The organism is Brevibacillus migulae (genome assembly GCF_004521915.1).
GTDB classification, from domain to species: domain Bacteria; phylum Bacillota; class Bacilli; order Brevibacillales; family Brevibacillaceae; genus Brevibacillus_F; species Brevibacillus_F migulae.
This window is the reverse complement of the sequence record NZ_SDKD01000003.1, coordinates 248237-273528: the sequence shown is the minus strand read 5'-3', so window position 1 is coordinate 273528 and position 25292 is coordinate 248237. Positions and strand designations below refer to the sequence as shown.

Here is a 25292-nt window from a genome sequence, read left to right as displayed (position 1 = left end):
CTGATCACCTCTCATTTTCTCCTCATCCATTGTCTTCCATATCCGCTGGAAAGTAAATAAAAACGGACAAAGCGCAGAAATCCTTCTGCAGCTCTGTCCGTTTCCTTTTGTCAGGCTGGCGAACCTACATCCACCAAGGATTCAATCATCACCTTGTGACTGGTTTGCTCCACCCATTTCTGTGTATCGATCAACCACTCCTGTGCCGAACCGATCTGCTTCTCTACTTGATTACGGGCGGTTCCCCCCTGGACATTGCGGGCATTGACGACCGTCTCGATCGCCAACGCGTGGTAGACGTCCTCGCCGATCTCTGGATGGAAGCCTTGGAACTCTTCCAGCGTCAGATCCAGCAAGTATTTCTTCTTCTCGATGCAATAGAGGACGGCTCTGCCAACCACTTCATGCGCTTGACGGAAAGGCAGCTGCTTTCTGACCAGGTAATCCGCCAAATCCGTCGCATTGGAGAAATCGTTGGTGACGGCTTCACGCATCCGCTCTGTTTTTACATGCATGGTCTGAATCATCGGTGTCAGCAGAGCCAAAGCGCCGTGCAGGGTAGCAACCGTATCAAACATACCCTCCTTGTCCTCTTGCATATCTTTGTTATAAGCAAGCGGCAAGCCTTTCAATACGGTCATCAATCCAAACAGATTGCCATAGACGCGTCCGGTTTTGCCGCGCACCAGCTCCGCCACATCCGGATTTTTCTTCTGCGGCATGATGCTCGAGCCTGTGCAGAAAGCATCGTCCAGCTCGACGAAGGAGAATTCCTGGCTGCTCCAGATGACCAGCTCCTCACACAGACGGGAGAGATGCGCCATCAGCAAGGACGAATCTGCCAGAAACTCGACGATAAAGTCACGGTCGCTGACGGCATCCATGCTGTTCAGGTAGATCCCGTCAAACGCCAGCATATCGGCCACGAATTCGCGATCGATTGGGAACGTCGTCCCTGCCAGCGCACCCGCGCCAAGCGGCAGGACATTGACCCGCTTCCAGCATTCTTTCATCCGCTCGATATCCCTCTGCAGCATGGAGACATAAGCCATCAGATGGTAGCCGAACAATACCGGCTGAGCCCGCTGCAGATGGGTGTAACCCGGCATCACGGTATCGAGATGCTGCTCCGCTTGCTCCAGCAGCGCTTTTTGCAGGTACATCGCCAGCTGGATGATCTCCAGCAGCTTCTCCCGCAGATAGAGATGCATATCCAACGCCACCTGATCGTTGCGGCTGCGGCCAGTATGCAGCTTGCCGCCGACTGGACCGATTTCTTCGATCAGCAGCTTTTCGATATTCATGTGCACATCTTCATGCGCGACCAGGAATTCGACCTGTCCCCGCTCGATTTTTTCTTTTACCTTCTTTAGCCCGGCGATGATCTGCTTCACTTCATCCATCGGCACGATGCCGCATTTGCCCAGCATCGCCACGTGAGCCAGACTGCCGACGATATCCTGCCGCCACATCTGCTTGTCAAACGAGATGGACGCTGTATATTCGTCTACGAGCTGATTGGTTGGTTTGGTAAAGCGTCCTCCCCAGAGCTTCATTGCACAATCGCTTCCTTTTCATTCACAATCGTGATTTCTGTTTTCTTTTGCTTCAATACCCCGTCATTCACTTGTGCATATACTTGCGTTGGCAAGCCCCACAGCTTGATAAAGCCAAGCGCCGCTTTGTGGTCGAAGGTGTCGCCGGCGTTGTAAGTCGCCAGCTCGTGGCTGTAGAGGGAAGAAGCAGATTTGCGGCCTACGACGATCGCATTTCCTTTATGCAGTTTCACACGCACCACACCGGTCACGAATGTTTGCGTTTCTTCCACAAAAGCTTGCAGCGCGTTGCAGAGAGGCGAATACCAGAGACCCTCGTAAATGATTTGCGCCAGTTTTTGTTCAATGATCGGTTTGAATTGAGCCACTTCACGCGGTTGGGTCAAGAACTCCAACTCGCGGTGAGCCAGGATCAAGGTAGTCGCTGCAGGGGTTTCATACACCTCGCGCGATTTGATCCCGACCAGACGGTTTTCCACGTGGTCGATACGGCCTACGCCATGATTACCGGCAATTTTATTCAGCTTGAGAATCAATTCGGACAGCGGCAGCTCTTCGCCATTCAGCGCAGTAGGCACCCCTTTGACGAAAGTGATTTCCACTTCTTCTGCCTGATCCGGCGCATCGGCGATCGACTTGGTCAAGTCGTAAGCGCCTTCCGGTGGTGCTGCCCACGGGTCTTCCAACACGCCGCATTCGCAGCTTCTGCCCCAGAGGTTTTGGTCGATGCTGTATGGGTTATCCAGATCTATCGGAATCGGAATCCCGTTTTGCTTTGCATATTCAATCTCTTCATCACGTGTCCAGCCCCATTCACGGACAGGAGCCACGATTTTCAGGTCAGGCTTCAAAGCTGTGAAGGAAACGTCAAAACGGACCTGGTCGTTTCCTTTCCCTGTGCAGCCATGGGCTACGGCTACCGCGCCCTCTTTTTCTGCGATCTCCACCAATACGCGGGAAATGAGGTAGCGAGACAAAGAGGAGACAAGCGGATATTTTCCTTCATACATAGCATTTGCTTTCAGCGCTGGCAATACGTACTCTTGCGCGAATGTTTCTTTTGCATCCACGATGATGGACTTGATCGCGCCCACTTTCAATGCTTTTTCCTGAACAAAGGCAAGGTCTTTCCCTTCCCCTACATCCAGTGCTACCGCGATCACGTCATAGTTATATGTGTCCTGCAACCATTTGATTGCAACAGAAGTATCCAAACCACCCGAATATGCGAGAACAATTTTTTCTTTTGCCATTTCAATTCTCTCCCTGCTTGTTAATGTCTGTGGTTAATTATACATTCGAATTTATAAAAATACAATCATTTTATCATCTTTTCATCCGCTGGAAAAATGTGTTACAACTGAGTGGAGTGTCAGACAATTCGGAGGAATCCATGATCCGCAATTTTTCCGAGGTGAATTATTCCCTGCAGGATATTTCTTCCCATTAATCCTTTTTAGAAGGAACAGGAGGTACTTATGAAAACGATCTATCTCGTCCGCCATTGCTCTGCGGAAGGGCAAGCACCTGATGCGAGGCTAACGGAAAAAGGGAGAGCACAAGCGGAGCAGCTGGCAGACTTTTTTGCCGGGATCGACATCGAACAGATTATCAGCAGTCCATTTTTGCGTGCTATGCAGTCCGTTGAGCCTCTCGCTGCACGAAAAGGGATTTCTATCCAAAGTGACCCGCGCTTAGTGGAACGTGTGTTGGCGGAAGAAGATTTGCCGGATTGGATGGAGCGGTTGGAGGAATCGTTTTCGGATATGGAGCTTTGTCTTCCTGGTGGGGAGTCGAGTCGTACTGCAATGGAGCGAGTGATCGGGATCGTACATGAGATTCTTTCCTCCGATATATCCACATCATTGATCGTTACCCATGGTTGCTTGCTGACCTTATTATTGAAACACTTCCACCCGGACTTCGGCTTCCAGGACTGGCAGCATCTAACCAATCCGGACGTCTTCTCCTTACAAATAGATGGCAGCCAAGCCACTGTCAAACGCATCTGGCCATCTGTCCCATAAGCAAACCCCATGGCATCCTGCTAAAAGGATATCATGGGGTTCCTTCTTTTTATTGAACGGTAACGGCTAGCTGTTCATTTCGAACCTGTTTGGTGAAACGATGCATGTCCTCCGCCGAATAGGATTCAATTATTTTGATGAACACTTCGGTAAGATAAGGATCAAACTGTGAACCGGCACCATCACGCAATCGTTTCAGAGCTTCTTCAACCGGCATTCCTGAGCGGTAAGGACGGTCTGAAACCATCGCATCAAAGGAATCAGAAATCGCCAATATCTTTGCAATCAAGGGAATATGATCTCCTGCCAACTGATCCGGATATCCGCTCCCATCCAGCCGCTCGTGATGTGATCTTACTGCTGGCAACAAGTCTTCAAAAACGCCTGATTGCTTGAGGATCTGATAGCCAATCGTTGTATGTTCCTTGATTTTGGCAAATTCCTCTGTTGAAAGTCTTCCAGCCTTATTCAGGATTTTATCTTCAATTCCAATTTTTCCGATATCGTGTATGATCCCGCCATAATAAATCCGGTCGACTTCTGGCTTTGGTAAACCGATCGCAATCGCTATTTCTCTTGCCCAGTGTGCTACTCGTTGGGAATGGCCGCTTGTATAGGCATCTCTGGCATCGATGGAAGCAGCCAAGGCTGTTAAAAATGAATGATTCAGGTCATTGATTTTTTCCACCTTTTCCTCCAATGCAATCAGATTATCAAAGTATTGGTGGAAGATTTGTCGTATTACCAGGAAAATCACAATGATCGGAAGGAGAGCCTGGATGTCAAATGCCCCTACGATTCTCGTGCCGATGGAACTAAAAAACATAAACAGCAGGTATGACATTGTCCCGCTTGTGATCATGCTTTTCATCGATTGATAGGTTTTTAATCTGAAAAAATAAGCAATCCCGATTGAACAAAGAATCGTATTCGTAATCCAAAATACAAAGATTAGAACCGTGTCTTCGATAAAAACCGGAAGCCCACTCATATCCAAATAACTTTTAGCAAATCCGGTAATCCAGCATGTTCCGATTAATTGCCCCGCATTTGCCATTGTTTTTGAAAATTGTGGTTTGTATAAAAAAGCAATAATTAAACATTCCAGAAATGCTGCCCACACACCTGCCCACGTGCCAAACATGATGATGCCTGAAAACATAACCGCTCCACCGAGGGTCAGTCTGGCATTAAAAATATTAATGGGCGCAAAGGCGCAAAAAAGTGTCAACAAAGCGTAGGACAACAGGACATTCCAATGCTCACGGGGTTCCCAGTTTGGTAGTACAGAAATGATGATCGACGCTGCAGCGATGGGATATATGAATGTTACTATGAGCTTTTTTATATAGTAGGAGAAGTCAGTTTTTTGTAGCATACTTTTTACCTTCCCGTAATTCGAGCAAGGAAATCGGCTTGTTCATCAATCGTTGCACAAGTAAAAAGGCTCCCAACATAATGAATATGTCACCCAAACTGATTACCCTTGCCATCGGAAACGGCATATAGATAATATCGGCCAAAAATGGGAGAAGGGTATCATCCGTTAAGATGATATGTTTAAAATCCTCTCCGTTAATGATCGGTTCTGGGGAATAGGGAAGCTTCAAAGCTTGTTCAAGATCAATCGGCATTTTTCCTTTGTTTGCCCAAATAACTGTAGCATTTAAGAACCATCCTATCATAAATACGCGTATATCTTCATGCTCCCGGTTAAAAAAGAAGAAAAGGAACATGCATAAATATGCCACAGAAACGAAAATATTTCCCCATGCCGGAAAAAATGCTGAGCCGACTTGCAAAAGAATACTCGCTACCAAAAACACGATCATATGGAACTTAGGTATTGTATGTAAACGGCCGCCACGTATAAAGGCAATAATGAATGAAATTGCTAGTATATCTAGGAACATGATCCCCGAACCCCCTGTATATTGAGAAAAACACCACTTTAAATAAAGCGGTGTTTTTCTGCATTTCTAAAAATTAGCCAATGTGCCAGGCAGCGGAAGTTGCTGCAACGATACCAACAACCAAGAGAATAGCTGTGAATAGCTTTTTCACTCTTAGTCCCTCCTCTGATATTGTATGAAGGAATCGGTTTCGATGCTAGCTTCCCTCTAGAATCAATCTATAGGTCGGCTAATCTACTAGGATGGATAATATCATGCCCCGCTCCTCAACGCCAATTTTACAATTCTTTACTTTTTTCGGCAAGAGAATTAGCTTAGTTTGTTTTGCTTATTTGTTTCGAAAAATACTAGGAAATAAGACTCAATTTTTTGAAAATAAAAGAAAGTCATTACATTTTTATGCATTTCTTGAGAGCGTAGACCCTCTCTTGCCCTATGACTAATAGATTAAACCAGGGATGCTTGCATACTCTCGCTATCACCCGCTGGTGAATAAATATCGACAAGCATCTGCTAAATACGATCACTTTTTGGTGTAACCTTCTCCGATTGATCGGAGGTCTCTTATGTTAACAGAGTTGCCATAACCGCCTTTTGCGCGTGCAAGCGATTTTCCGCCTGATCGAATACGACAGAATGCGGGCCGTCAATGATTTCTCCTGTCACTTCTTCGTCACGGTGTGCAGGCAGGCAGTGCATGAACGAGTAATCCTTGTGAGCCAATTTGACCAGCTTTTCATTCACTTGATAGCCGGCAAAAGCGTTCAGCCTGATTTCGTTTTCCTCTTCAAAGCCCATACTGGTCCATACATCTGTATAAATGATGTCCGCGCCGTAGACAGCCAGCTCGGGATCGGTGGTGGTGAGCAGCTTGCTGCCGTGCGCATCGGCCAGCGCCTGTGTCTGGCGGGTGATCGTCTCGTTCATTTCGTAGCCAGCCGGTGTCGCGACCCGAATGTCCATGCCCAGTTTGGCTGCGGAAAGTACAAGCGAATGGGCCACATTGTTGCCATCGCCGATGTATGCCACTTTGACGCCCTTCAGCTTGCCTTTGTGCTCCAGAATGGTCTGCAAGTCGGCCAGCGCCTGGCAAGGATGGAACAGATCGGTCAAGCCATTGATGATCGGAATCGACGCATGTGCCGCCAGCTCCTCTACAATCGAGTGAGCGTGGGTGCGGATCATGATGCCGTCCACATAGCGGGACAATACTTTTGCGGTGTCACTGATCGGCTCTCCCCGGCCGAGCTGCAGCTCTTTTCCGTTCAAATACATCCCGATGCCGCCCAGCTGGTACATCCCTACTTCAAAAGAGACGCGGGTTCTCGTCGAAGCCTTGTCAAAGATCATCCCCAAGGTTTTTCCCTTGAGCGGCTGGTACACTTGACCATCCTTTTGCAGCTGCTTCAGATGAATGGCCAGCTGGAGCAAATGCTCCAGCTCCTCCTTGCTGAATTCATCGCCGCGCAAAAAATCCTTCCCCGACCATTTAAACGGCTGCACACTGGGATAATGAGCCAATGTCTTCACAGTTTCCATACCCGCCACTCTCCTTCGCCAAAATGGATTGAACAAACAATGTGAATGTCTCCATCGCCGTAAACAATGGAATACCTTTTTGCAACGCAGTACTGCGCAGGGCAAACCCTGTTCTTCCTTGCTTATTGCCAACGGTCGCGGTGATCAAGGCCAGGGAAACGGCTGTGGCTTGCAAAAGCTGAGTGAACTCCTTTTCGTCCTGTACGATCTGGAGCACATCCGCTCCATTTGCTTGCAGCCACGCAGCGGTTCCCGGCGTTGCGACAAACCGGACGCCTCGTTTTGTCATCTCGCCCAGCGCTCCGCTCCACTTCACTTTATCCGCATCGGCCAGCGACAGCAGCATCGTGTCGCCAGACTGCGGCACCGTGATGGATTGATCTTTGAAGCGGAATGCTTTCATCGCCGCCTCGGCTATGGTGCGTCCCAGCCCAAGCACCTCGCCGGTTGATTTCATTTCTGGTCCGAGCACTGGGTCTACTCCCGTCAGCTTCACAGTCGAGAATACCGGTGCCTTTACCACAGCAAACGGTATGTCTGCCAAAAGCCCTGTGCCATAGCCCATCGCGGCAAGCTTTTCGCCCAGCTGAGCGCGGATCGCCAGCTGAACCATCGGCACTCCCGTCACTTTGCTGGTGATCGGGGTGGTCCGCGAAGCGCGCGGGTTGACCTCCAGCACGTAGATCACGCCATCTGCCACGACGAATTGGATGTTGATAAGACCAATCGCCTTCATTTTCTTCCCGATCCGTTCCGTATAGCTGTGCAGGGTCGCCTTTTGCTCGGCGGAAAGGCTTTGCGCCGGGAAGATCGCCATGCTGTCACCCGAGTGAATCCCTGCTTTTTCTACGTGCTCATAGATGCCAGGAATCAGGACGTCTTCGCCATCGCATACGGCATCGACTTCTACCTCCATGCCGGGCACATATTTGTCTACCAAGAGCGGGAAGAAGCTATCGCCCTGCTTTTCCACCAGCCAATGATCAATGGTCGCTTCGAGCTCTTCCGCCGTCTGGGCAATTACCATGCCTTGCCCGCCGATGACATAGGAGGGACGTAGTAGGATCGGATACCCGATGGATTCGGCTGCTTGCAATGCTTCTGCCTTCGATGTGACCCCCGCCCCCGGAATATGCGGGATCTCCAGCTCGCGCAGCATGTTGTAGAACAATTTCCGGTCTTCCGCCAAATGGATCGAGGAAAGCGGTGTCCCCAGAATATTCAGTCCCGCTTCAGCCAGAGATGCAGACAGATTAATCGCAGTCTGGCCCCCGAATTGGACGATGACCCCTTCTACCTGCTCACGCTCCGCCACATGGAGCACATCCTCTACGGTCAATGGTTCGAAATAGAGATGGTCAGCCGTTTCATAATCGGTGCTGACTGTCTCCGGGTTGTTGTTGACGACGATCGCGGCGATCCCTTGCGCCTGCAGCGCTTTTGCGGCATGCACGGAGCAATAGTCGAACTCGATCCCCTGACCGATCCGAATCGGTCCGGAGCCCAGCACCATGATCTTGCGGCCGGTAATATCCGCTACCTCGTCACTGCCGAGCCAGGTTGAATAGTAATACGGAGTTTGCGCTTCAAATTCTGCTGCGCACGTATCCACAATTTTATAGGCAGGCTTCAGGCCAAGCTCTGAACGCTTCTTGCGCACGGCTTCCACAGTCACGCCAGTCAACGTGGCGATTGTCTTGTCCGCAAAGCCGCGGTTTTTCGCTTCCCACAACAGCTCTTGGGATAGATTGTCCCAGCCGCTTTCTGCCAGCTGCTGTTCGAGCAGGGTGATGCGCTTCAGGCTGCGCAGATAAAAAGGATCGATCCCCGTCGCAGCGATCAGCTCTTCCTCCGTATAGCCCTTGCGAATGGCTTCCGCGAGGGCAAATAGGCGGATATCGGTCGCATCCTGCAGAGCCTGCTGCAGCTGTTCCTGATTCAATGCGGCAATATCATTCCGCTGGAGATGGGTATAGCCAAGCTCCAGAGAGCGGACTGCTTTGAGCAGGGCGGACTCCAGATTGCGTCCGATCGCCATGACTTCGCCGGTCGCTTTCATCTGTGTGCCCAACAGCCGATCCGCCAGCGGGAATTTATCAAAAGGCCAACGTGGGATTTTCACCACGATATAGTCAAGGGTAGGCTCAAAGCTTGCGTATGTGTATCCGGTGATCGGATTGATCACTTCGTCCAAGGTATAGCCCAGAGACAATTTGGCTGCGATCCGGGCGATGGGATAGCCGGTCGCTTTGGAGGCCAGCGCGCTGGAACGGCTGACACGCGGATTCACTTCGATCAGGTAGTAACGGTCCGAATCGGGATCGAGGGCGAATTGAATGTTACAGCCGCCAACGACTCCGAGCGAGCGGATCACTTTTACCGACACACTGCGCAGCATCTGATACTGTCTGTCCGTCAGTGTCTGGGAAGGTGCTACGACGATGCTGTCCCCGGTGTGAATGCCCACCGGATCGATGTTTTCCATGTTGCAGACGATGATGCAAGTATCGTTGGCATCCCGCATCACTTCGTACTCGATTTCTTTCCATCCTTTGACGCTGCGCTCGATCAGGACCTGACCGATTGGGCTTGCGGCGATACCGCCTGTCGCCACTTTGCGCAGGGCAGCTTCATCCGCCGCGATACCGCCGCCAGCTCCACCCAATGTATAGGCCGGGCGTACGATGACGGGATAGCCGATCCGCTTGGCAAACGCGACCGCATCTTCCACCGACTCGACGGTTTCCGATTCTGGAACCGGCTCGCCGATCTCCTGCATCAGCTGCTTGAACAGCTCGCGGTCCTCCCCTTTTTTAATGGCTTCCAGCGGGGTGCCGAGCAGAGCCACGCCGAACTCCTGCAAAATGCCTGCCTCCGCCAGCGATACCGCCAGATTCAGCCCCGTTTGCCCCCCGAGGGTAGGCAGCAGACCGTCCGGCTTCTCTTTGTCGATAATCATACGCAAGGATTCCACGGTTAACGGTTCGAGGTATACTTTGTCAGCCATCTGCTGATCGGTCATGATCGTTGCCGGATTGTTGTTTACCAGGACGATCTCGACGCCTTCTTCGCGCAGTGACAGGCATGCCTGCGCCCCTGCATAATCGAATTCTGCCGCTTGACCGATCACGATCGGACCCGATCCGATGACCAGCACTTTTTTGATCTGTTCGTTTTTAGGCATAATGTTTCGCTCCTACTGTCCGCATCTCTTGGATGAATTGATGGAAGATATGGGATGTATCGTCTGGACCCGGATGTGCTTCCGGATGAAATTGCACGCTCATGATCGGCAGATGCAAATGGCGCAGACCTTCTACCGATTTGTCGTTTACATTGCGATAGGTGACGGCCAGCACCCGCTTGTCGATCGACTCTTCTTTGACGACATAGCCGTGATTTTGCGAGGTCATGTATACTTTCCCGGTGATCAGATCCTTCACCGGATGGTTGCTGCCCCGGTGACCGTAGGACAATTTCTCGGTTTTCCCGTTGAACATGAGGGCGACAAGCTGATGACCCAAGCAGATTCCTAGTGTTGGGTAGCTTTCAGCAGCTTTGCGCCATTCCGCACAATACGGGAGCAGATCAGCGGGGTCCCCGGGACCGTTGGAAAACACGATGCCATCCGGTGACAGCGCTTGGATTTGCGCATAGGTGGTATTGAATGGAACAACCGTCACCTTGCAGCCGCTCTCCAGCAGAGATTGCAGGATGGAACGTTTTGCTCCCAGATCCACCAGCACGACATGCTCGCCTTGCCCCGGGTAGGTTTCCATTTTTTGCGGAGAGACACTGGCCACCAGCGTTTTGCGGGTTTGCTCATGTCCCTCTTGGTAAGCGGCCACTTCCTCTACTGAAAGAGGACGATCCGCGATGATGCCATAGATGGTGCCGTGTGTTCTTACCAGCTTGGTGATGCTTCGCGTATCCACACCGGCCAAAATCGGAAAGCCGAAATGCTCGGCAATTTGGCCAAGGGAGGAACTGCTGCGGTAATGGCTTGGCGCCTCGCACAATTCACTGACGACCATGCCTTTCAGCGCAGGTGCCAGCGCTTCGTAGTCCCATTCATTAATCCCGTAGTTGCCGATCAGCGGGTAGGTAAAGGTCACGATCTGTCCGGCGAAGGAAGGATCCGTCATGACCTCCTGATATCCTGTCATGCCTGTATGAAAAACCACTTCACCGTATGCATCCTGCAGGGCTCCATGAAGCGTCCCCGCAAAAACCTGCCCATTCGCCAGAGTAAGATATCCGGTGTTGTGTCCTTTGTTGTCTTGTTTCAAAATGCCCACTCCTCTCTCCATCAGTCGATCCGTATATGTCTATCGCAAACATATGCATAATAATGAATTAATATACATGATTATTAATAAAAATGCAACGAGTATTCAAAAAATGGACACTCGTTGCACGATATTTTTATACGTTTTGGAGCGCATCCTTCAATGCTGCGGCAATTTGTTCAATCTCTGCCTCCGTCGTAATATACGATGGCAGCAGCCGTACTACCTGCGGACCCGCTACCAGCAGCAGAATGCCGTGCTTTTCGCGAATGTAGGTGATCAGATCGGCTGCAGCTTGCGTCGTTTCAAGGCCGATCAGCAAGCCCTTTCCGCGAATCGCCTTCACCTTGTCGGGATGCGCCTGCTGGATTGCCTGCAGGTGTACCATGAATTGTTGATGAAGGCCTTTTACCTTTGCCGGCGCTTGCTCTGCCAGCAGCGTCTCGACTGTCGCGATTCCTGCGGCCATCGCCAATGGATTGCCCCCGAACGTGGTGCCATGTGTCCCTGGCGCAAAAGCTTGGGCTACCTCTTCCGTTGCCAGAATGCCGCCTACCGGAAAGCCGCTGCCCAACGCTTTCGCCACCGATATGATATCCGGCTTGATCCCGTAATGCTGATAGGAAAACCATTCACCCGTGCGTCCCATTCCCGTCTGGATCTCGTCAATGATTAGCAGAGCCCCATGTGCGTCGCAAAGCTTGCGAAGCTCCTTCACCCACGCTTCTTCTGCCGGATAGACGCCGCCTTCCCCTTGGACCAGTTCCAGCATCACCGCGCATGTCTTGGAGCTGATCGCTTCCTGGACAGCTTGCACATCATTGTACGGCAGATGAATAAATCCTTCCGGCAGCGGCAGGAAGCCGTCCTTCACCTTGTCCTGCCCAGTTGCAGTCAAGGTAGCCAATGTCCGCCCGTGAAACGACTGTGTAAACGTAATGATCTCAAAGCGCTCTTCGCCCTTCACTTTTTGCATGTAGCGCCGCGCCAGCTTGATTGCCGCCTCGTTCGCCTCCGCACCGCTGTTGCAAAAAAAGGCACGGTCCAGACCAGAGATGGCCGCCAGCTTTTCTGCCAGCTGCTCCTGCAAAGGATGCTCCACCAGATTGCTGGTATGCCAGAGCGTATCCACCTGTTCATGCAGCCGTTTGGCAACGGTCGGCGGCACGTGTCCGAGAGCGTTAACCCCAATACCGGAAGTGGCATCGAGGTATTCGCGTCCCTTGTCGTCCCAGACGCGATTTCCTTGTCCTTTTACCAGCCGGATCGGCCATTTGAAATACGTATTCATCAAATGTGCTGCTGTTGTCACCGTACTCATGCTCCCACTCCTTTGATTGTTGTTCCTATCTCTTTACCTGCGCTGGCCTGCTTGAGATCATCCGCATCTCCGCGGCAGATGACCACTTCTTTTACGCCTTCCTGCAGGGCATCCAGCGCCGCCTTTACCTTGGGGATCATTCCCCCGTAGATTTCCCCTGACGTGATCATGTTCTCTATTTGTGCTGCATTTGTCTGCGCGAGCAGTTGTTTCTCACCCTGCGCATCCATCTGTAAAATACCCGGCACATCGGTAATCATCAGCAGTTTTTCCGCTTGGAGCGCTGCTGCGATCGCCCCCGCTGCTGTATCAGCATTGATGTTGAAGCAGCTTTTCCCATCCGCGGAGATCCCTACCGGAGCAATGACCGGAATATAGCCGGCTGTGAGAATCGTCTGAATCAGACTCGCATCGACTTGCTCAATCTCTCCCACCTGTCCGAGGGGCTTCGTGGTTTGACGTGCCGTCAGCAGTCCACCGTCCTGTCCGCTCACTCCCCATGCTTTTCCGCCAGCCTGATGGATCCGGCGAACCAGTTGTTTATTAATGGATCCGGCAAGAACCATCTCTACCACTTGCATCGTTTGCTCACAGGTAACCCGCAGGCCATCTGCAAATTGCGGTTCGATCTGCAGCGAGGACAGCATGGCGTTGATCGCCGGACCGCCGCCATGGACGATGACCAACTGCTGACCGTCCCTTTGCAGAGCTGCAATCGCTGCAAAAAACGATTCCGGCAATTGCTCCATCGTACTGCCGCCGCATTTAATCACGATCAATGATTCCTTCATCGAATTCTCTCCCATCTACGGAAATACCGGCACGATCGGCAGCCCGCTTGTTTCCTCCAGCCCAAACATGATGTTCATATTTTGCACCGCCTGGCCAGCCGCTCCTTTGACGACATTGTCGATCACGGATAGCACGATGACGCGACCGGTTCTCTCATCGAGGTGCAGCGCGATATCGCAATAGTTAGAACCGTATACTTCTTTGGTTCGCGGATGGCTGCCAAAAGGGCGTATCCGGACAAACGGTTTGTCTGCATATGCAGTCTCATAAAGCGCCTGCAACTGCTCGGCAGTCACGCTGGTGTGCAGCTTGGCATAAGAAGTCGCCAGGATTCCGCGCGTCATGGGTACCAGGTGGGGGGTAAATTGGATCAGCTGTTCAACACCCGTCTGTCTGCACAGCTCCTGCTCAATTTCCGGTGTATGCTGATGCTGCCCCACCTTATAGGCGGAGATGCTTTCATTGACTTCACTGAAATGCACCCCGAGGGAAACTCCTCTGCCTGCACCGGAAACTCCTGATTTGGCGTCTACGATCCAGCTCTGCGGATCCACCCAGCCGCTTTTCGCCAACGGCAGCAAGCCAAGCAAGGTTGCCGTTGGATAACAACCCGGATTGGCCAGGAGTGCAGCATCAGCCACGCTTTCCCGATTCCACTCCGGCAGGCCAAACACCGCCCGATCCAACCATTCCTGGGCAGCCGGTTCTTTTTTGTACCAGCTGCGATATTGCTCCGGTGAAGACAAGCGGAAATCTCCCGAAAGATCAATCACGCGTGCCCCTTTTTCGACCAGCTGCGGGGAAAGCGCGCTGCTGACACCCGCCGGCGTCGCTAGAAAGATCAAATCATTGTCGCTGGCCATACGCACCGGATCAATCGCTTCCAGTCGCGGCAGCGCATGCCCCGTGAGATGCTGAAAAACAGGGACCAAGGATTCACCTTCGGCCGAACTTGTATACAGTCGATTCACGTGTGCCTGCGGATGCTGGGAAAGCAGGCGGATCAGCTCCACACCGCTGTATCCTGTCGCTCCGACAATTCCGACTCGTATCATGGTTTTCTACACCCTTCTGAATTTTTATACAACAATAATAATAAAAATGCAGAGGAAATACAAATAAAAAACGTCCGACTTTTTCTGACGGACGTTTCCTTTTTACACCATCATCATTTCTTATCTGCCAGCCACGACGCTAAAGCTTCCGCATCAGTGCCCGTTGCCATCCCTGGAGGCATTCCGCCTTTTCCTTTTTCAATGATCTCCAGGATCTGATCTCTGCTGTATTTCGAGCCAACAGCTGTCAGATTCGGACCCACCATTCCCTCCAAGTTTTGACCATGGCAAGACGCGCACTTATTTTTAAAAGCCGCTTCCGCCGCCGCCGCATCATACGTAGCATTGCCTCCGGTTGCCGGTGGTGTTTCTGTCGCTGGTGTTTCGGTTGCTGGCTGACCGGATGGCTGCTGTGCCTGATTATTGTTGCCGCCCCCACAGGCACTGAGCGCAACGGTAAGAGCTCCCGCTGCTACGAACCCCCATAAACGGTTCATGTCGCTTCCTCCCTTAGATTTTCTTTCTCGCTAAGTATTCCTCATCCGAATCGAGAACATACGGCACTGCAGTAGGATTTTTGACAGCATATGGCGAAAATCTTTGCAAAACCATCCTTATAAACGGGGTTGAGATATGAGACGAGATGCCTTGCTTGTTCATACCCTTCATGCTTGTTTACCTTTTGAGGTGATGATTCTCGACCAAACAGGAGCGATTCAGTTTCTCAATCGATCTGCTGAAGAGTTCTTGGGCTGTCATATGAACGATGTGATAGGCACGAATATCGAGGAATTTTTCCCGGGGCTTTTGTCCGATAAAAAGCAATTGGAATGTCCGCATCGTCGCATTGAGGTGCACCCCTTTTCGTTCGATGGGCAATCCTTTTTGCTCTGCACCGCAAAAGACACGTCGGAAAAAAGACGGCTGGAAAACGAACTGCGATCGACCGAGATAGAGTATCAGGAAACCATCAATTTGCAGCAAGGGATGACCTTCAAATATAAAAAGGTGAATGGACGATTCATCCATACCTTATGCAATGGCGAGCTCGCTTATAAGCTTGGGCGGAGTCCTGAAACCGTCATCGGATGCGAGTTGTCCGATTTTCTCCCTCCTGATGTTGCCGTGCGCAAAAGTGCTTACTATGAACGTGCCTGGAATGGAGAAAGCGTCACCTATGAAGGTACTAGCGGGACCGGAATTACGTATCTGGCGACATTGAAGCCGGTCTATCGCAATGGTGTGGTGGCGGAGGTGATTGGTTCCTGCGTGGACATTACCGATCGCAAACGGGTCGAAGAGGAGCTGCGGCTGAGTGAAGAGCGCTACCGTCTGATTGCTGAAAATGTGCTGGATCTCATTCGTACCGTAAATAAAGAAGGAATCATTCTCTATGCCTCTCCTTCTCACGCAAGTGTTCTGGGCTACGATCCGGAAGCTTTGGTGGGAAGAAAATGCACGTCTCTTCTTTATTCGGAAGACCTTATTCCTGCTACTCGACTATTTCGCGAAATGCTTCGGACCAAGCAGCCTACCCCGTGTTCCGAATTTCGTTATCAAGATGTGAACGGGAATATACATATTATCGAAGTCAGGGGTATTCCTGTCTTGGGAGCCGACCAAGAGGTGGAAAAAGTCATCATCTTCGGCCGGGATATCTCGGAGCGCCGGAAAACAGAGGAGCTGCTGCGGCATTCCGACAAGCTATCCGTGCTGGGCGAGCTGGCCGCCGGAATTGCCCATGAGATTCGCAATCCTTTGACCGCACTGCGCGGATTCATCCAGCTGCTGCAGACTGAAAATTTTGAAAAGAAACGTTATCTGGATGTCATGATGGCGGAAATCGACCGCATCAATTTTATCGCCAGTGAGCTTCTTTTATTGGCAAAGCCACAGGCCCATCATTTCAAAAGGCATGATCTTTATTTCTTACTTCATAGTGTCATCAAGCTTCTGGAGCCGCAAACCAATATGGACAATATCCGGATTTGCCTGGCGCTGAATGCTCCCATCCCCTTTATTTACTGTGAAGAAAAACAAATGAAGCAAGTGTTTATCAACCTGATCAAAAACGGAATCGAAGCCATGCCAGATGGCGGTGACCTCTTCATTTCCATCTCCTTGCCGAACAGCAGTCATGTGCGGATTCAGTTTATCGATCAAGGCTGCGGCATTCCGGAAGAATTGATCCCGCGGCTCGGCGAACCCTTTTACAGCACGAAGGAAAAAGGGACGGGCCTCGGACTGATGGTCAGTCAGAAAATCATCAAAGAGCATCACGGAGAATTGACCATCGAAAGTCAGGTAGGAAAAGGAACGGTGGTCAGCATCGTGCTTCCCACCGTTTTGTAAACTGGCTTATGATTTGTTGAGGCTCGAGCGCAGATACGCATCGATGAAGATATCGATTTCTCCATCCATGACCGCTTGGACATTCCCGGTTTCCATGTTGGTCCGGTGATCCTTGACCATGCTGTAGGGATGGAATACATAAGAACGGATCTGGCTGCCCCAGGCGATGTCTTTTTGCTCGCCCTGGATGGCGGCCAACGTCTTTTCTTGCTCTTCCCGCATCCTCTCAAACAGACGCGCGCTGAGCATTTTCATTGCGCGTTCGCGGTTTTTAATCTGCGAGCGCTCCGTCTGGCAGGTCACCACAATCCCCGAAGGCAAATGAGTGATCCGTACGGCGGAGTCCGTGGTGTTGATATGCTGTCCGCCCGCACCGCTGGAACGATACGTATCGATCTTCAGGTCTTCGGAGCGGATTTCCACTTCATCGTCATTTTCAATCTCCGGCAGGACGTTGCAGGAGACAAATGACGTATGGCGGCGTCCGGAAGCATCGAATGGCGAAATCCGGACCAGACGATGGACTCCTTTTTCCGACTTCAGATATCCGTATGCATTATGCCCCTTGATCAGCAGGGTGACACTTTTGACACCGGCTTCATCCCCGGGCAGGTAATCCAGGGTCTCCACCTTGAAGCCGTTCGCCTCTGCCCAACGTGTATACATCCGCAGCAGCATGGAAGCCCAGTCCTGCGACTCGGTGCCGCCTGCCCCCGGATGAAGCTCGAGAATGGCATTATTTTTATCGTACTGGTCGCTCAGGAGCAGCTGCAGCTCAAAGCTCTCAAATTGCTTTTTCAAGGCCTGGGTGCTGTCGTACAGGTCAGGCACCATCGAGTCGTCGCCTTCTTCCACGACCAGCTCCAGCATGACCTGGAGATCCTCATAAGCCGCATCCAGCTCTCCCATTTTATCAACCAGGGACTTGATTGCATTCAGTTCACTGATCGTCTTTTGGGCCGCATCATTGTCATCCCAAAAGTCGGGAGCCAGCATGCGATCCTCCAACTCTCCTATGCGTTCCTTTTTGACAGGCAGGTCAAAGAGACCCCCTAATTTCCGCTAAGCGTTTTCCCAAAGCGGACATCTCTTGCTTGACGTCCACCACATCTAATAAGGCCATTGAAAGCCCACCTTCCTTTTCCTGTTGATCTGTTCTTATTGTATCGCATTAAGTGGGGAGTGCAACCATTGCACTTGTCCCAAATGCAAAACCCCCGGGCCAAAATCAGCCCAGGGCCTTGTCCGTTCTAGTCCTTTAACGCATGATAGATGTTCGCTTCACCCGCGCCAAAGTATTTGTCTTCGCCGTTTTTCCCCAGATCCTCTGCTGTTTTTTCGATCAGAGCCTGGATTTTGGATGGACTGTAGTTTGGATGCTCGGCTTTTATCACCGCAGCGATGCCGGCTACTTTTGGCGCAGCCATGGAGGTGCCGTGCATGAACGCATAGCCCTTGAGATTGGAGGTGAAGTACGGCGGCAGATAAGTTGGATAGGTGGACAGCGTTCGGTACTTGAAGTCGCGCTTGTTGAGATAGTCGCCGTCCGGGTCCTCCCGATAGAGCTCGTCGTACACCGGACCGTTATCGCCGCCTGGAGCAGCTACATCGATGTCGTTTCCGTAGTTGGAGTAGAAGGCCAGGAGATCATCCGACCACTCATTGGAGGATGAAACGGTGATGACACCCGGTATTTGTGCCGGCACTACGCGAGATGGTCCTTTGATATCCAAGCCGTACGTATCCTTCCAGTAGTCCTGCATGTCATGCAAGCTGCCCAGGTTGCGTGAATCATTCCCCGCTGCAACCACAACCGTGACACCTTTATTCACCGCATATTGTACCGCTCGCTTGTAGGCCACCATCGAAGCAGAATCGCCTTTCTCACCCAGATTGTGCGCCATCCAGCGCCAACCGCCCAAGCTCATGTTGATGACAGCCACTTCATCGTTCGCGGCTTCCACGATGGCATCGGTGATCCAGGATTGCTGTGCACCGCCTGTCGCGCCAAACACGCGGTAGGCGCGCACCTTCAGATTCGGACCTACACCCAGCACCTTGCCATTGGCTGCGATGGAACCTGCCACGTGCGTACCATGACCGTTTTCATCCCATGCATCATCCGTGCCTGGCACAAAGGTCTTGCTGCCCTTTTCGTCCGCGTTATCTTTCAGATCCGGATGGTCAAAATCCATGCCGGTGTCGATAATGCCGACAACCGTGTCGTGATTGCCCGGATTGAGCTCATGGGATTTAAAATCATTAGTGACCCGTTTGATATCCCACTGCAGGTCATGGTAATTTTGGTCCGGATCGTCCCAATCCGGCTGCGGGATGTCGGTAATCGGCTCGCCATCCGCATCTTCTGGATCTTCCTCGATGTATACCTCCAGCTCCTCATCCGCAGCGTGGACCTCGCTATCCTCGCGTATCTGATCGAGGAAATCCGCATCATCTGAGCTTACGGATACGATGCCGATCTCTTCAATGGCTCGCTCGACTTCTCCTCCCGCTTCCTCGATCCGTTCTTCATAATCGTCCGGCAATTCTTCCCCTTTAAAGGCAACCATATAGTATTTATCCGCTTTCGCTTCCACCACAGGTGCTTGCACGGTGGCAAGAGTGGCCGCAATCAGCGAGAATACGATCGTAGAGTTCATCGCAATCATTTTATAGGTGGCTTTCATGGCTATTCCTCCATTTCGTATCAATACGCTTGTCCTTAGATAAAAATGTATAGAAATTTCACACCTTTTTCCAGAAAAAGCGTTCGTTTCTTTCCCCTATGAACTGACAGCGCAAGACTTTTTTACACGTAAAAACAACAAAAAAGCATCCTCTCTGTCGAAGAAAGGATGCTTCTCGTCATTGCTTATTTGCTTTTCTTGCCGCCACGCTTGCGTTCCTGCTCCTCCGCACGACGTTGCGCCCGATTTTTCGGATCGGCATCGCCGGAAGTCTCGCTAATCGGACGTTCCGATGGGCCGGAGGTCTGGAGGGCAGATGGATCCGCGCCTTGTCCTTTGATGACTTCCTGACGCTCCAGGTTTTGGTTGACCTCGGCCTTCATCAGGTACATCGTCACTTCTTCCTCAACCGCAGCGATCATGTTTTGGAACATTTCATAGCCTTCAAATTGGTATTCACGCAATGGATCGTTTTGTCCATACGCACGCAGATGGATCCCTTGGCGCAGCTGTTCCATCGCATCGATATGGTCCATCCATTTGCTGTCGACCGCACGCAGAATCACGACTTTTTCAAATTCGCGCATCATCTCGCCGATCTGCGCTTCACGCTGTCTGTAATGATTCTCGACTTGCTCTTTGAGGAATTCGAGGATTTCCTCTGCTTCTTTGCCCCTCAATTGAGAGACCGTAATGGAGTCCTCTGGCAGATAAGTGTTGGTCGCGGCATCGACCAGCCCTTGCAGATCCCAGTCCTCCGGCACTTCTTCTTTCGGGCAGTAAGCTGTCACATTGCGCTCGACCACACTGTTGATCATGCCCAGGGCGATGTCGCTCATGTCCTCGCGCTCCAAAATATCGCGGCGCTGCTTGTAAATCACTTCGCGCTGCTGGTTCATTACATCGTCGTACTGCAGGACTACTTTCCGCGCATCGAAGTTGGAGCCTTCCACACGCTTCTGGGCTTGCTCCACCGCACGGGATACCAGACGGCTCTCGATCGGCACATCTTCCTCCATCCCGAGGCGATCCATCATGTTCATGATGTTCTCCGCTCCGAAACGGCGCATCAGCTCATCCTGCAGGGAGAGGAAGAACTGGGACGAACCCGGGTCTCCTTGACGTCCGGCACGACCGCGCAGCTGGTTATCGATCCGGCGAGATTCGTGGCGCTCGGTACCCAGGATATGCAGACCGCCAATCTCTGCTACGCCCTCGCCCAGCTTGATGTCGGTACCGCGACCCGCCATGTTGGTCGCGATCGTGACCGCCCCGTATTGACCGGCGCGCGCTACGATTTCGGCCTCACGCTCATGCTGCTTCGCGTTCAAGACGTTATGCGGCACGCCTTTTTGCTTGAGCATGTGCGAAAGACGCTCCGAGTTTTCGATGGAGATCGTCCCCACGAGCACAGGCTGTCCTTTTTTGTGGCGTTCCACGATATCATTTACTACGGCACGGTACTTGGCCGCTTCCGTTTTGTAGATCAAATCCGGGAGATCTTGACGGATGACCGGCTTATTCGTTGGAATGACCACAACGTCCATGCCATAGATTTTCTTAAGCTCTTCTTCTTCGGTTTTTGCCGTACCGGTCATACCGGACAGCTTTTGGTACATCCGGAAGTAGTTTTGCAGGGTGATGGTCGCGAGCGTCATGCTCTCGCTTTGCACCTTCAAGCCTTCTTTTGCTTCGATCGCCTGATGCAGGCCTTCACTGTAACGACGGCCTACCATCAAACGTCCGGTAAATTCATCGACAATGACAACCTCGCCATCTTGCACGACATAGTCTACGTCGCGCTTGAAGATGGCCTGTGCCTTGAGGGCTGCCATGATGTGGTGGTTCAGCGTCATATGTGCTGTGTCATACAGGTTGTCGATGTTGAACGCAGCTTCAACCTTGCTCACACCCTCATCGGTCAAGTTCACGATCTTCAGCTTCTCATCAATCGTGTAATCCTTTTCCTCTTCCAGACGTTTCACAAAGTGAGCGCAGATGTAATACAGCTCCGTCGAACGGTTGGCTGCACCCGAGATGATCAGCGGTGTGCGCGCTTCGTCGATCAGGATGCTGTCCACCTCGTCCACAATCGCGAAATAGAGCGGCCGCTGCACCATTTGCTCCTTGTAGAGCACCATGTTGTCACGCAGGTAGTCAAACCCGAATTCGTTGTTCGTACCGTACGTAATATCGCAAAGGTAGGCTTCCCGCTTTTCTTCGGGAGTCAAGCCGTGTTTGTTCAACCCGACCGTGAGCCCTAAAAAGTTGTACAGCTCACCCATCGTCTGCGAGTCGCGCTCCGCCAAGTACTCGTTCACAGTAACAACGTGGACGCCCTTGCCTTGCAACGCGTTCAGATAGGTTGCCAGGGTCGCCACGAGCGTTTTCCCTTCACCTGTTTTCATCTCGGCAATGCGCCCTTCCTGCAGGACCATACCACCGATCATTTGCACATCGTAGTGACGCATGCCCAGCACACGTTTGGACGCTTCGCGGCAGACCGCAAACGCCTCGTTCAAAATATCATCCAGCTTTTCGCCCTGAGCGAGTCTGGTTTTGAAGATCTCTGTTTTTTCTCTCAATTGGGCATCGGTCAATGCCGCAATCTCAGGCTCAAGTGCGTTAATTTTTTCAACACGCTTGAACATCTTTTTTACTTCGCGTTCGTTACTATCTCCAAATATCTTTTTCACAAGCCCTAACATGCGGGACACTCCTTCCTTCCTCGGGGAAGACCGTTTGAGCACCTATTCTCATTCTCTAAAGATCTATTCTAACAAATCAAGCCGCATATGCACAAGTAAAGGGGAGTTGCTCATCACAACTCCCCTGCTGTATGCGGATTTATTTCGGTTCGATCAAACCATATCGCCCATCATGACGGCGGTATACCACATTGACATCACTGGTGTCGGAATTTTGGAAGACGAAGAAACTGTGGCCCAGCATATCCATCTGCATGACAGCCTCTTCCGCATCCATCGGTTTCAAGTCAAAACGCTTGGTACGCACGATATCAATCTCGACATCTTCCAAATAATCGGCGACCGCGACTGGCTCGGCTTCTCTTACTAAACCGCGACTGTTGTCCACTCTTGCTTTGCGGATCAACTTTGTTTTGTGTTTGCGCATCTGACGCTCCAGCTTTTCGACAACAAGATCAATGGCTGCATACATGTCATCATGTGTCTCTTCAGCTCGGATGATTACGCCGGTGAGCGGGATCGTTACCTCGATCGTCGATTCACCACGGAGGACTCGAAGGGTTACATGTACGTCGGTTGGCAGTGGACTTTCGAAGTAGCGATCGAGACGACCGATCTTCTTTTCCACATAATCTCGGAGTGCTTCGGTAACCTGCATGTTTTCACCACGAATGTTGAAGTTCATGGGCAAAACCTCCTTCCGTCTATGCAAATATACATTCGCCGTTCGTTAAGAAAACCCTCCTTCTTGCCCAAAAATATTTCACAATCTTTTTACATCTTACACATTGAACTTCAAGAAAATTCCATAAAGGAAAAGCCTTCCCTGTTTTTTGACAACATATGGTATAATGGGCCTAGTCATTCAGTCTCGTCCTATTAATGTGGTTGGAGGAATTGTAGCATGGCAGAGGCAGCTACATCTTTTTCATTGATCGGCAAAACATTAGCCCGCGATGTATTCAATGCACACGGCTTGCTTCTACTGACAGCTGGATCGGTATTATCCCGCCCGGATATTAACCTCCTCCTGTCCCATAAAATTGCCGCGGTGGATATCACTGCGTCATCCGAAATGCATTTCACCAGTTTGCAGCAAAGTGAGAATGTAGACACGCAAATTGAATCACTGCTCGCAAAACGCGGCGCAGCGGAAACCTATACAAATGCCATGGCGCTGACCAAGGAACTGTTTGCCAAGGTCACGGAGGTCTATATTCCCCCGCTTCGCCAATTTACCGATGCTTTTTTCCCTCTCTTGAACCAGGTCATGAAGGAAACCGGGCTCTTAACCCCGATCTATTTGCTGGAGGGCTCTGAAAAGTATACCTATCGCCACTCCATCAATGTGGGCATTTTATCCGCCCTGATCGCCAAGCTGATGGATCGGACGCCAGAGGAGATCATTCTCTTGGGACAGGCAGGCTTGATGCATGACGTAGGCAAGATGCTGATCCCCCAAAACATCCTGATGAAACCCGATCGCTTGACCCCGGAGGAGTTTGACATCATGAAGCAGCATACGGTTCTCGGGGCCAAGATTCTTAGCTCCATGGAAGGAACCAACGAGGTTATCGTGCAGAGCGCTCTGCTTCATCATGAACGACGAAACGGCACCGGCTATCCGCAAGGCCGTAAAGGAGCAGAAATCCCCATTGAAAGCCAAATCGTGGGTGTCGCCGATGTCTTCGATGCGATCTGCTCCGACCGGGTATACAAGACGCGCACTTCTCCTTATGAAGCCGCTCAGCTTTTATGGCAGCAGACTCTGGATGGATTGCTGAATCCCGAAATCGTGACGCGCTTTATCAACTACATTGCGACGCTCTATGTAGGCTGTCAGGCGATGCTTACCGATGGCACCCAAGTAGAGGTCGTCTTGATCCATGTGGATGAGCCGATGCGCCCGCTGGTTCGCCGTGGCGAGGAGTATCTTGACTTGCGCAAGCACCGTTCACTGTCGATTGAAAAAATGATCAGTTGAATGCTAAGCATGCAAAAACCCCCTGGGGCATTTCGCCTCGCAGGGGGTTGTGTTTTGTAGGTATTAGAGTTTCACTACGTTAGCAGCTTGAGGACCACGGTCGCCATCAACGATATCGAACTCAACTGCTTGTCCTTCGTCGAGTGTTTTGAAGCCTTCCGATTTGATTGCAGAGAAGTGAACGAATACATCGCCACCGTCTTCGCGCTCGATGAAACCGAAACCTTTTTCAGCGTTGAACCATTTAACTTTACCTTGCATGCGAAATACATTCCTTTCCGTTTACAAACTTGTATGAGATGTTGCTTGTTGCTTGTCTCATGAGACGAATATAGCTCACGTGATTTTGAAAGTCAAATCAGCCTTATTTTGGGGTGTACCGCTTTTCCAGTCCCCGCACGACCACCCGGGAAAGGAAGAGGGTAAGCACCAGATAAATCGCGGCAGCCGTCAGGTATGGAGGCAGCTTCTCAAAGGTATTTTTTGCCACGCTAAAGGCAAAATACCCAAGCTCCTCGGTTGCAATCACTGCCAGCAATGATGAATCCTTTAAAAGGGCAATAAACTCGTTTCCAAGCGCTGGCAGCATTCGCAGGAAGGCCTGCGGAATGATGATGATGCGCATTGCCATTCCCCTGGTCATGCCAAGCGAACGCGCCGCCTCCATCTGCCCGGGATCGACGGATTGAATCCCTGCCCGAAAAATCTCCGCGATATAAGCGGCCGCATTCAAGGAAAGGGCAACAAAGCCTGAGAACAGCGCTGTCGGGATATCCGCATCTGGGAAAAACGTCCGCCAAATGGCCGGGATGAGGGAAAAGTGAATCAACAAGATCTGGACAAACATCGGCGTTCCACGGAACACCTCAACGTAAATAGATGCAGGGACTCTGAGCACTGGGTTTTTGGACATCTTGCCAAGTCCAATAAACAGCCCCATGATCGTCCCGCAGACGGTTGCGACCGTCGTCAGCAAAATGGTATTCAGCACACCTCGATACAAGAGCTCACGGTATTCGTAGACTACACCCCAATCCATTCGACCCCTCCTCTTGCTGTCATCGATTTT

The 25292-nt window shown here is 51.3% G+C and carries 20 protein-coding genes; 3 read left to right on the top strand and 17 right to left on the bottom strand.

The features are described from left to right. Positions 1 to 110: 110 nt before the first annotated feature. Both argH and EIZ37_RS05345 read right to left on the bottom strand, forming a co-directional pair. On the bottom strand, positions 111 to 1556 hold the full coding sequence (argH, locus tag EIZ37_RS05350) for an argininosuccinate lyase (RefSeq protein WP_134683538.1): 1446 nt from the start codon (positions 1554 to 1556) through the stop codon (positions 111 to 113). Beyond that, entirely contained in the window at positions 1553 to 2809 is a 1257-nt protein-coding gene (locus EIZ37_RS05345; protein ID WP_134683537.1) for an argininosuccinate synthase, read from the bottom strand. The genes argH and EIZ37_RS05345 overlap by 4 nt, the downstream gene beginning before the upstream one ends. A 225-nt stretch (positions 2810 to 3034) precedes the next feature. On the opposite strand from EIZ37_RS05345, the gene EIZ37_RS05340 reads away from it, so the two are divergent. After that, on the top strand, positions 3035 to 3583 hold the full coding sequence (locus EIZ37_RS05340) for a histidine phosphatase family protein (RefSeq protein WP_134683536.1): 549 nt from the start codon (positions 3035 to 3037) through the stop codon (positions 3581 to 3583). Between the two features lie 49 nt (positions 3584 to 3632). Here EIZ37_RS05340 and EIZ37_RS05335 read toward each other — a convergent pair whose 3' ends face one another. From EIZ37_RS05335 to cccB, 9 genes are all read right to left on the bottom strand, one after another. Then, positions 3633 to 4961, bottom strand: coding sequence for an HD-GYP domain-containing protein (locus EIZ37_RS05335; RefSeq protein ID WP_134683535.1), 1329 nt, complete (start codon positions 4959 to 4961; stop codon positions 3633 to 3635). Next, a complete protein-coding gene (locus EIZ37_RS05330) occupies positions 4945 to 5496 on the bottom strand; it encodes a DUF5317 domain-containing protein (RefSeq protein WP_134683534.1) in 552 nt (183 codons plus the stop codon). Before EIZ37_RS05330 ends, EIZ37_RS05335 begins: the two co-directional genes overlap by 17 nt. Before the next feature lie 564 nt (positions 5497 to 6060). Continuing rightward, positions 6061 to 7035 carry an ornithine carbamoyltransferase gene (gene argF, locus EIZ37_RS05325; RefSeq protein ID WP_134683533.1) on the bottom strand — a complete coding sequence of 325 codons (975 nt, stop codon included), beginning with the start codon at positions 7033 to 7035 and terminating at the stop codon, positions 6061 to 6063. Beyond that, complete coding sequence (locus EIZ37_RS05320) at positions 6986 to 10219, bottom strand: carbamoyl phosphate synthase large subunit (RefSeq protein ID WP_134683532.1); 3234 nt, start codon at positions 10217 to 10219, stop codon at positions 6986 to 6988. Before EIZ37_RS05320 ends, argF begins: the two co-directional genes overlap by 50 nt. Continuing rightward, positions 10212 to 11324 carry a carbamoyl phosphate synthase small subunit gene (locus EIZ37_RS05315; RefSeq protein WP_407921114.1) on the bottom strand — a complete coding sequence of 371 codons (1113 nt, stop codon included), beginning with the start codon at positions 11322 to 11324 and terminating at the stop codon, positions 10212 to 10214. The genes EIZ37_RS05320 and EIZ37_RS05315 overlap by 8 nt, the downstream gene beginning before the upstream one ends. Positions 11325 to 11460: 136 nt before the next feature. Then, a complete protein-coding gene (locus tag EIZ37_RS05310; protein WP_134683530.1) occupies positions 11461 to 12645 on the bottom strand; it encodes an aspartate aminotransferase family protein in 1185 nt (394 codons plus the stop codon). Beyond that, positions 12642 to 13436 carry an acetylglutamate kinase gene (gene argB / locus EIZ37_RS05305; RefSeq protein WP_134683529.1) on the bottom strand — a complete coding sequence of 265 codons (795 nt, stop codon included), beginning with the start codon at positions 13434 to 13436 and terminating at the stop codon, positions 12642 to 12644. Before argB ends, EIZ37_RS05310 begins: the two co-directional genes overlap by 4 nt. Before the next feature lie 15 nt (positions 13437 to 13451). Continuing rightward, positions 13452 to 14492: an N-acetyl-gamma-glutamyl-phosphate reductase gene (gene argC / locus EIZ37_RS05300; protein WP_134683528.1), complete on the bottom strand. Its 1041-nt coding sequence runs from the start codon at positions 14490 to 14492 to the stop codon at positions 13452 to 13454. Between the two features lie 113 nt (positions 14493 to 14605). After that, positions 14606 to 14989, bottom strand: a complete 384-nt coding sequence (cccB, locus tag EIZ37_RS05295; RefSeq protein WP_134683527.1) for a cytochrome c551 — start codon at positions 14987 to 14989, stop codon at positions 14606 to 14608. 136 nt (positions 14990 to 15125) lie between these two features. Here cccB and EIZ37_RS05290 point away from each other — a divergent pair, with 136 nt between their 5' ends. Further along, the gene (locus EIZ37_RS05290) at positions 15126 to 16844 is read left to right on the top strand and encodes a PAS domain S-box protein (protein WP_134683526.1); all 1719 of its coding nucleotides are present in this window, start codon (positions 15126 to 15128) and stop codon (positions 16842 to 16844) included. 6 nt (positions 16845 to 16850) lie between these two features. Here the strand turns inward: EIZ37_RS05290 and prfB are convergent. From prfB to hpf, 4 genes are all read right to left on the bottom strand, one after another. Continuing rightward, positions 16851 to 17967 (bottom strand): peptide chain release factor 2 gene (gene prfB, locus EIZ37_RS05285; RefSeq protein WP_134683525.1). Its coding sequence is split into 2 segments (ribosomal slippage): positions 16851 to 17885 and positions 17887 to 17967, totalling 1116 coding nucleotides; the frame shifts between segments, so codons are not numbered across the junction. 127 nt (positions 17968 to 18094) lie between these two features. Further along, the gene (locus EIZ37_RS05280; RefSeq protein ID WP_134683524.1) at positions 18095 to 19531 is read right to left on the bottom strand and encodes a S8 family serine peptidase; all 1437 of its coding nucleotides are present in this window, start codon (positions 19529 to 19531) and stop codon (positions 18095 to 18097) included. Positions 19532 to 19716: 185 nt separating this feature from the next. Continuing rightward, positions 19717 to 22239 carry an accessory Sec system translocase SecA2 gene (gene secA2, locus EIZ37_RS05275; protein WP_134683523.1) on the bottom strand — a complete coding sequence of 841 codons (2523 nt, stop codon included), beginning with the start codon at positions 22237 to 22239 and terminating at the stop codon, positions 19717 to 19719. A 139-nt stretch (positions 22240 to 22378) separates the two neighbouring features. Beyond that, the gene (hpf, locus tag EIZ37_RS05270) at positions 22379 to 22924 is read right to left on the bottom strand and encodes a ribosome hibernation-promoting factor, HPF/YfiA family (protein WP_134683522.1); all 546 of its coding nucleotides are present in this window, start codon (positions 22922 to 22924) and stop codon (positions 22379 to 22381) included. 219 nt (positions 22925 to 23143) lie between these two features. Here hpf and EIZ37_RS05265 point away from each other — a divergent pair, with 219 nt between their 5' ends. Next, the gene (locus EIZ37_RS05265; RefSeq protein ID WP_134683521.1) at positions 23144 to 24223 is read left to right on the top strand and encodes an HD-GYP domain-containing protein; all 1080 of its coding nucleotides are present in this window, start codon (positions 23144 to 23146) and stop codon (positions 24221 to 24223) included. A 63-nt stretch (positions 24224 to 24286) separates the two neighbouring features. On the opposite strand, the gene EIZ37_RS05260 is transcribed toward EIZ37_RS05265, so the two are convergent. Next, positions 24287 to 24484 (bottom strand): cold shock domain-containing protein, encoded by a 198-nt coding sequence (locus EIZ37_RS05260; RefSeq protein ID WP_134683520.1) that lies wholly within the window; start codon positions 24482 to 24484, stop codon positions 24287 to 24289. 103 nt (positions 24485 to 24587) lie between these two features. Then, on the bottom strand, positions 24588 to 25262 hold the full coding sequence (locus EIZ37_RS05255) for an amino acid ABC transporter permease (RefSeq protein WP_134683519.1): 675 nt from the start codon (positions 25260 to 25262) through the stop codon (positions 24588 to 24590). Between the last annotated feature and the right edge of the window lie 30 nt (positions 25263 to 25292).

Coding starts and splice junctions, on each gene's coding strand:
- argH (WP_134683538.1), bottom strand. CDS start 1,556: ATGAAGCTCTGGGGAGGACGCTTTACCAAACCAACCAATCAGCTCGTA.
- EIZ37_RS05345 (WP_134683537.1), bottom strand. CDS start 2,809: ATGGCAAAAGAAAAAATTGTTCTCGCATATTCGGGTGGTTTGGATACT.
- EIZ37_RS05340 (WP_134683536.1), top strand. CDS start 3,035: ATGAAAACGATCTATCTCGTCCGCCATTGCTCTGCGGAAGGGCAAGCA.
- EIZ37_RS05335 (WP_134683535.1), bottom strand. CDS start 4,961: ATGCTACAAAAAACTGACTTCTCCTACTATATAAAAAAGCTCATAGTA.
- EIZ37_RS05330 (WP_134683534.1), bottom strand. CDS start 5,496: ATGTTCCTAGATATACTAGCAATTTCATTCATTATTGCCTTTATACGT.
- argF (WP_134683533.1), bottom strand. CDS start 7,035: ATGGAAACTGTGAAGACATTGGCTCATTATCCCAGTGTGCAGCCGTTT.
- EIZ37_RS05320 (WP_134683532.1), bottom strand. CDS start 10,219: ATGCCTAAAAACGAACAGATCAAAAAAGTGCTGGTCATCGGATCGGGT.
- EIZ37_RS05310 (WP_134683530.1), bottom strand. CDS start 12,645: ATGAGTACGGTGACAACAGCAGCACATTTGATGAATACGTATTTCAAA.
- argB (WP_134683529.1), bottom strand. CDS start 13,436: ATGAAGGAATCATTGATCGTGATTAAATGCGGCGGCAGTACGATGGAG.
- argC (WP_134683528.1), bottom strand. CDS start 14,492: ATGATACGAGTCGGAATTGTCGGAGCGACAGGATACAGCGGTGTGGAG.
- cccB (WP_134683527.1), bottom strand. CDS start 14,989: ATGAACCGTTTATGGGGGTTCGTAGCAGCGGGAGCTCTTACCGTTGCG.
- EIZ37_RS05290 (WP_134683526.1), top strand. CDS start 15,126: ATGAGACGAGATGCCTTGCTTGTTCATACCCTTCATGCTTGTTTACCT.
- EIZ37_RS05280 (WP_134683524.1), bottom strand. CDS start 19,531: ATGAAAGCCACCTATAAAATGATTGCGATGAACTCTACGATCGTATTC.
- secA2 (WP_134683523.1), bottom strand. CDS start 22,239: ATGTTAGGGCTTGTGAAAAAGATATTTGGAGATAGTAACGAACGCGAA.
- hpf (WP_134683522.1), bottom strand. CDS start 22,924: ATGAACTTCAACATTCGTGGTGAAAACATGCAGGTTACCGAAGCACTC.
- EIZ37_RS05265 (WP_134683521.1), top strand. CDS start 23,144: ATGGCAGAGGCAGCTACATCTTTTTCATTGATCGGCAAAACATTAGCC.
- EIZ37_RS05260 (WP_134683520.1), bottom strand. CDS start 24,484: ATGCAAGGTAAAGTTAAATGGTTCAACGCTGAAAAAGGTTTCGGTTTC.
- EIZ37_RS05255 (WP_134683519.1), bottom strand. CDS start 25,262: ATGGATTGGGGTGTAGTCTACGAATACCGTGAGCTCTTGTATCGAGGT.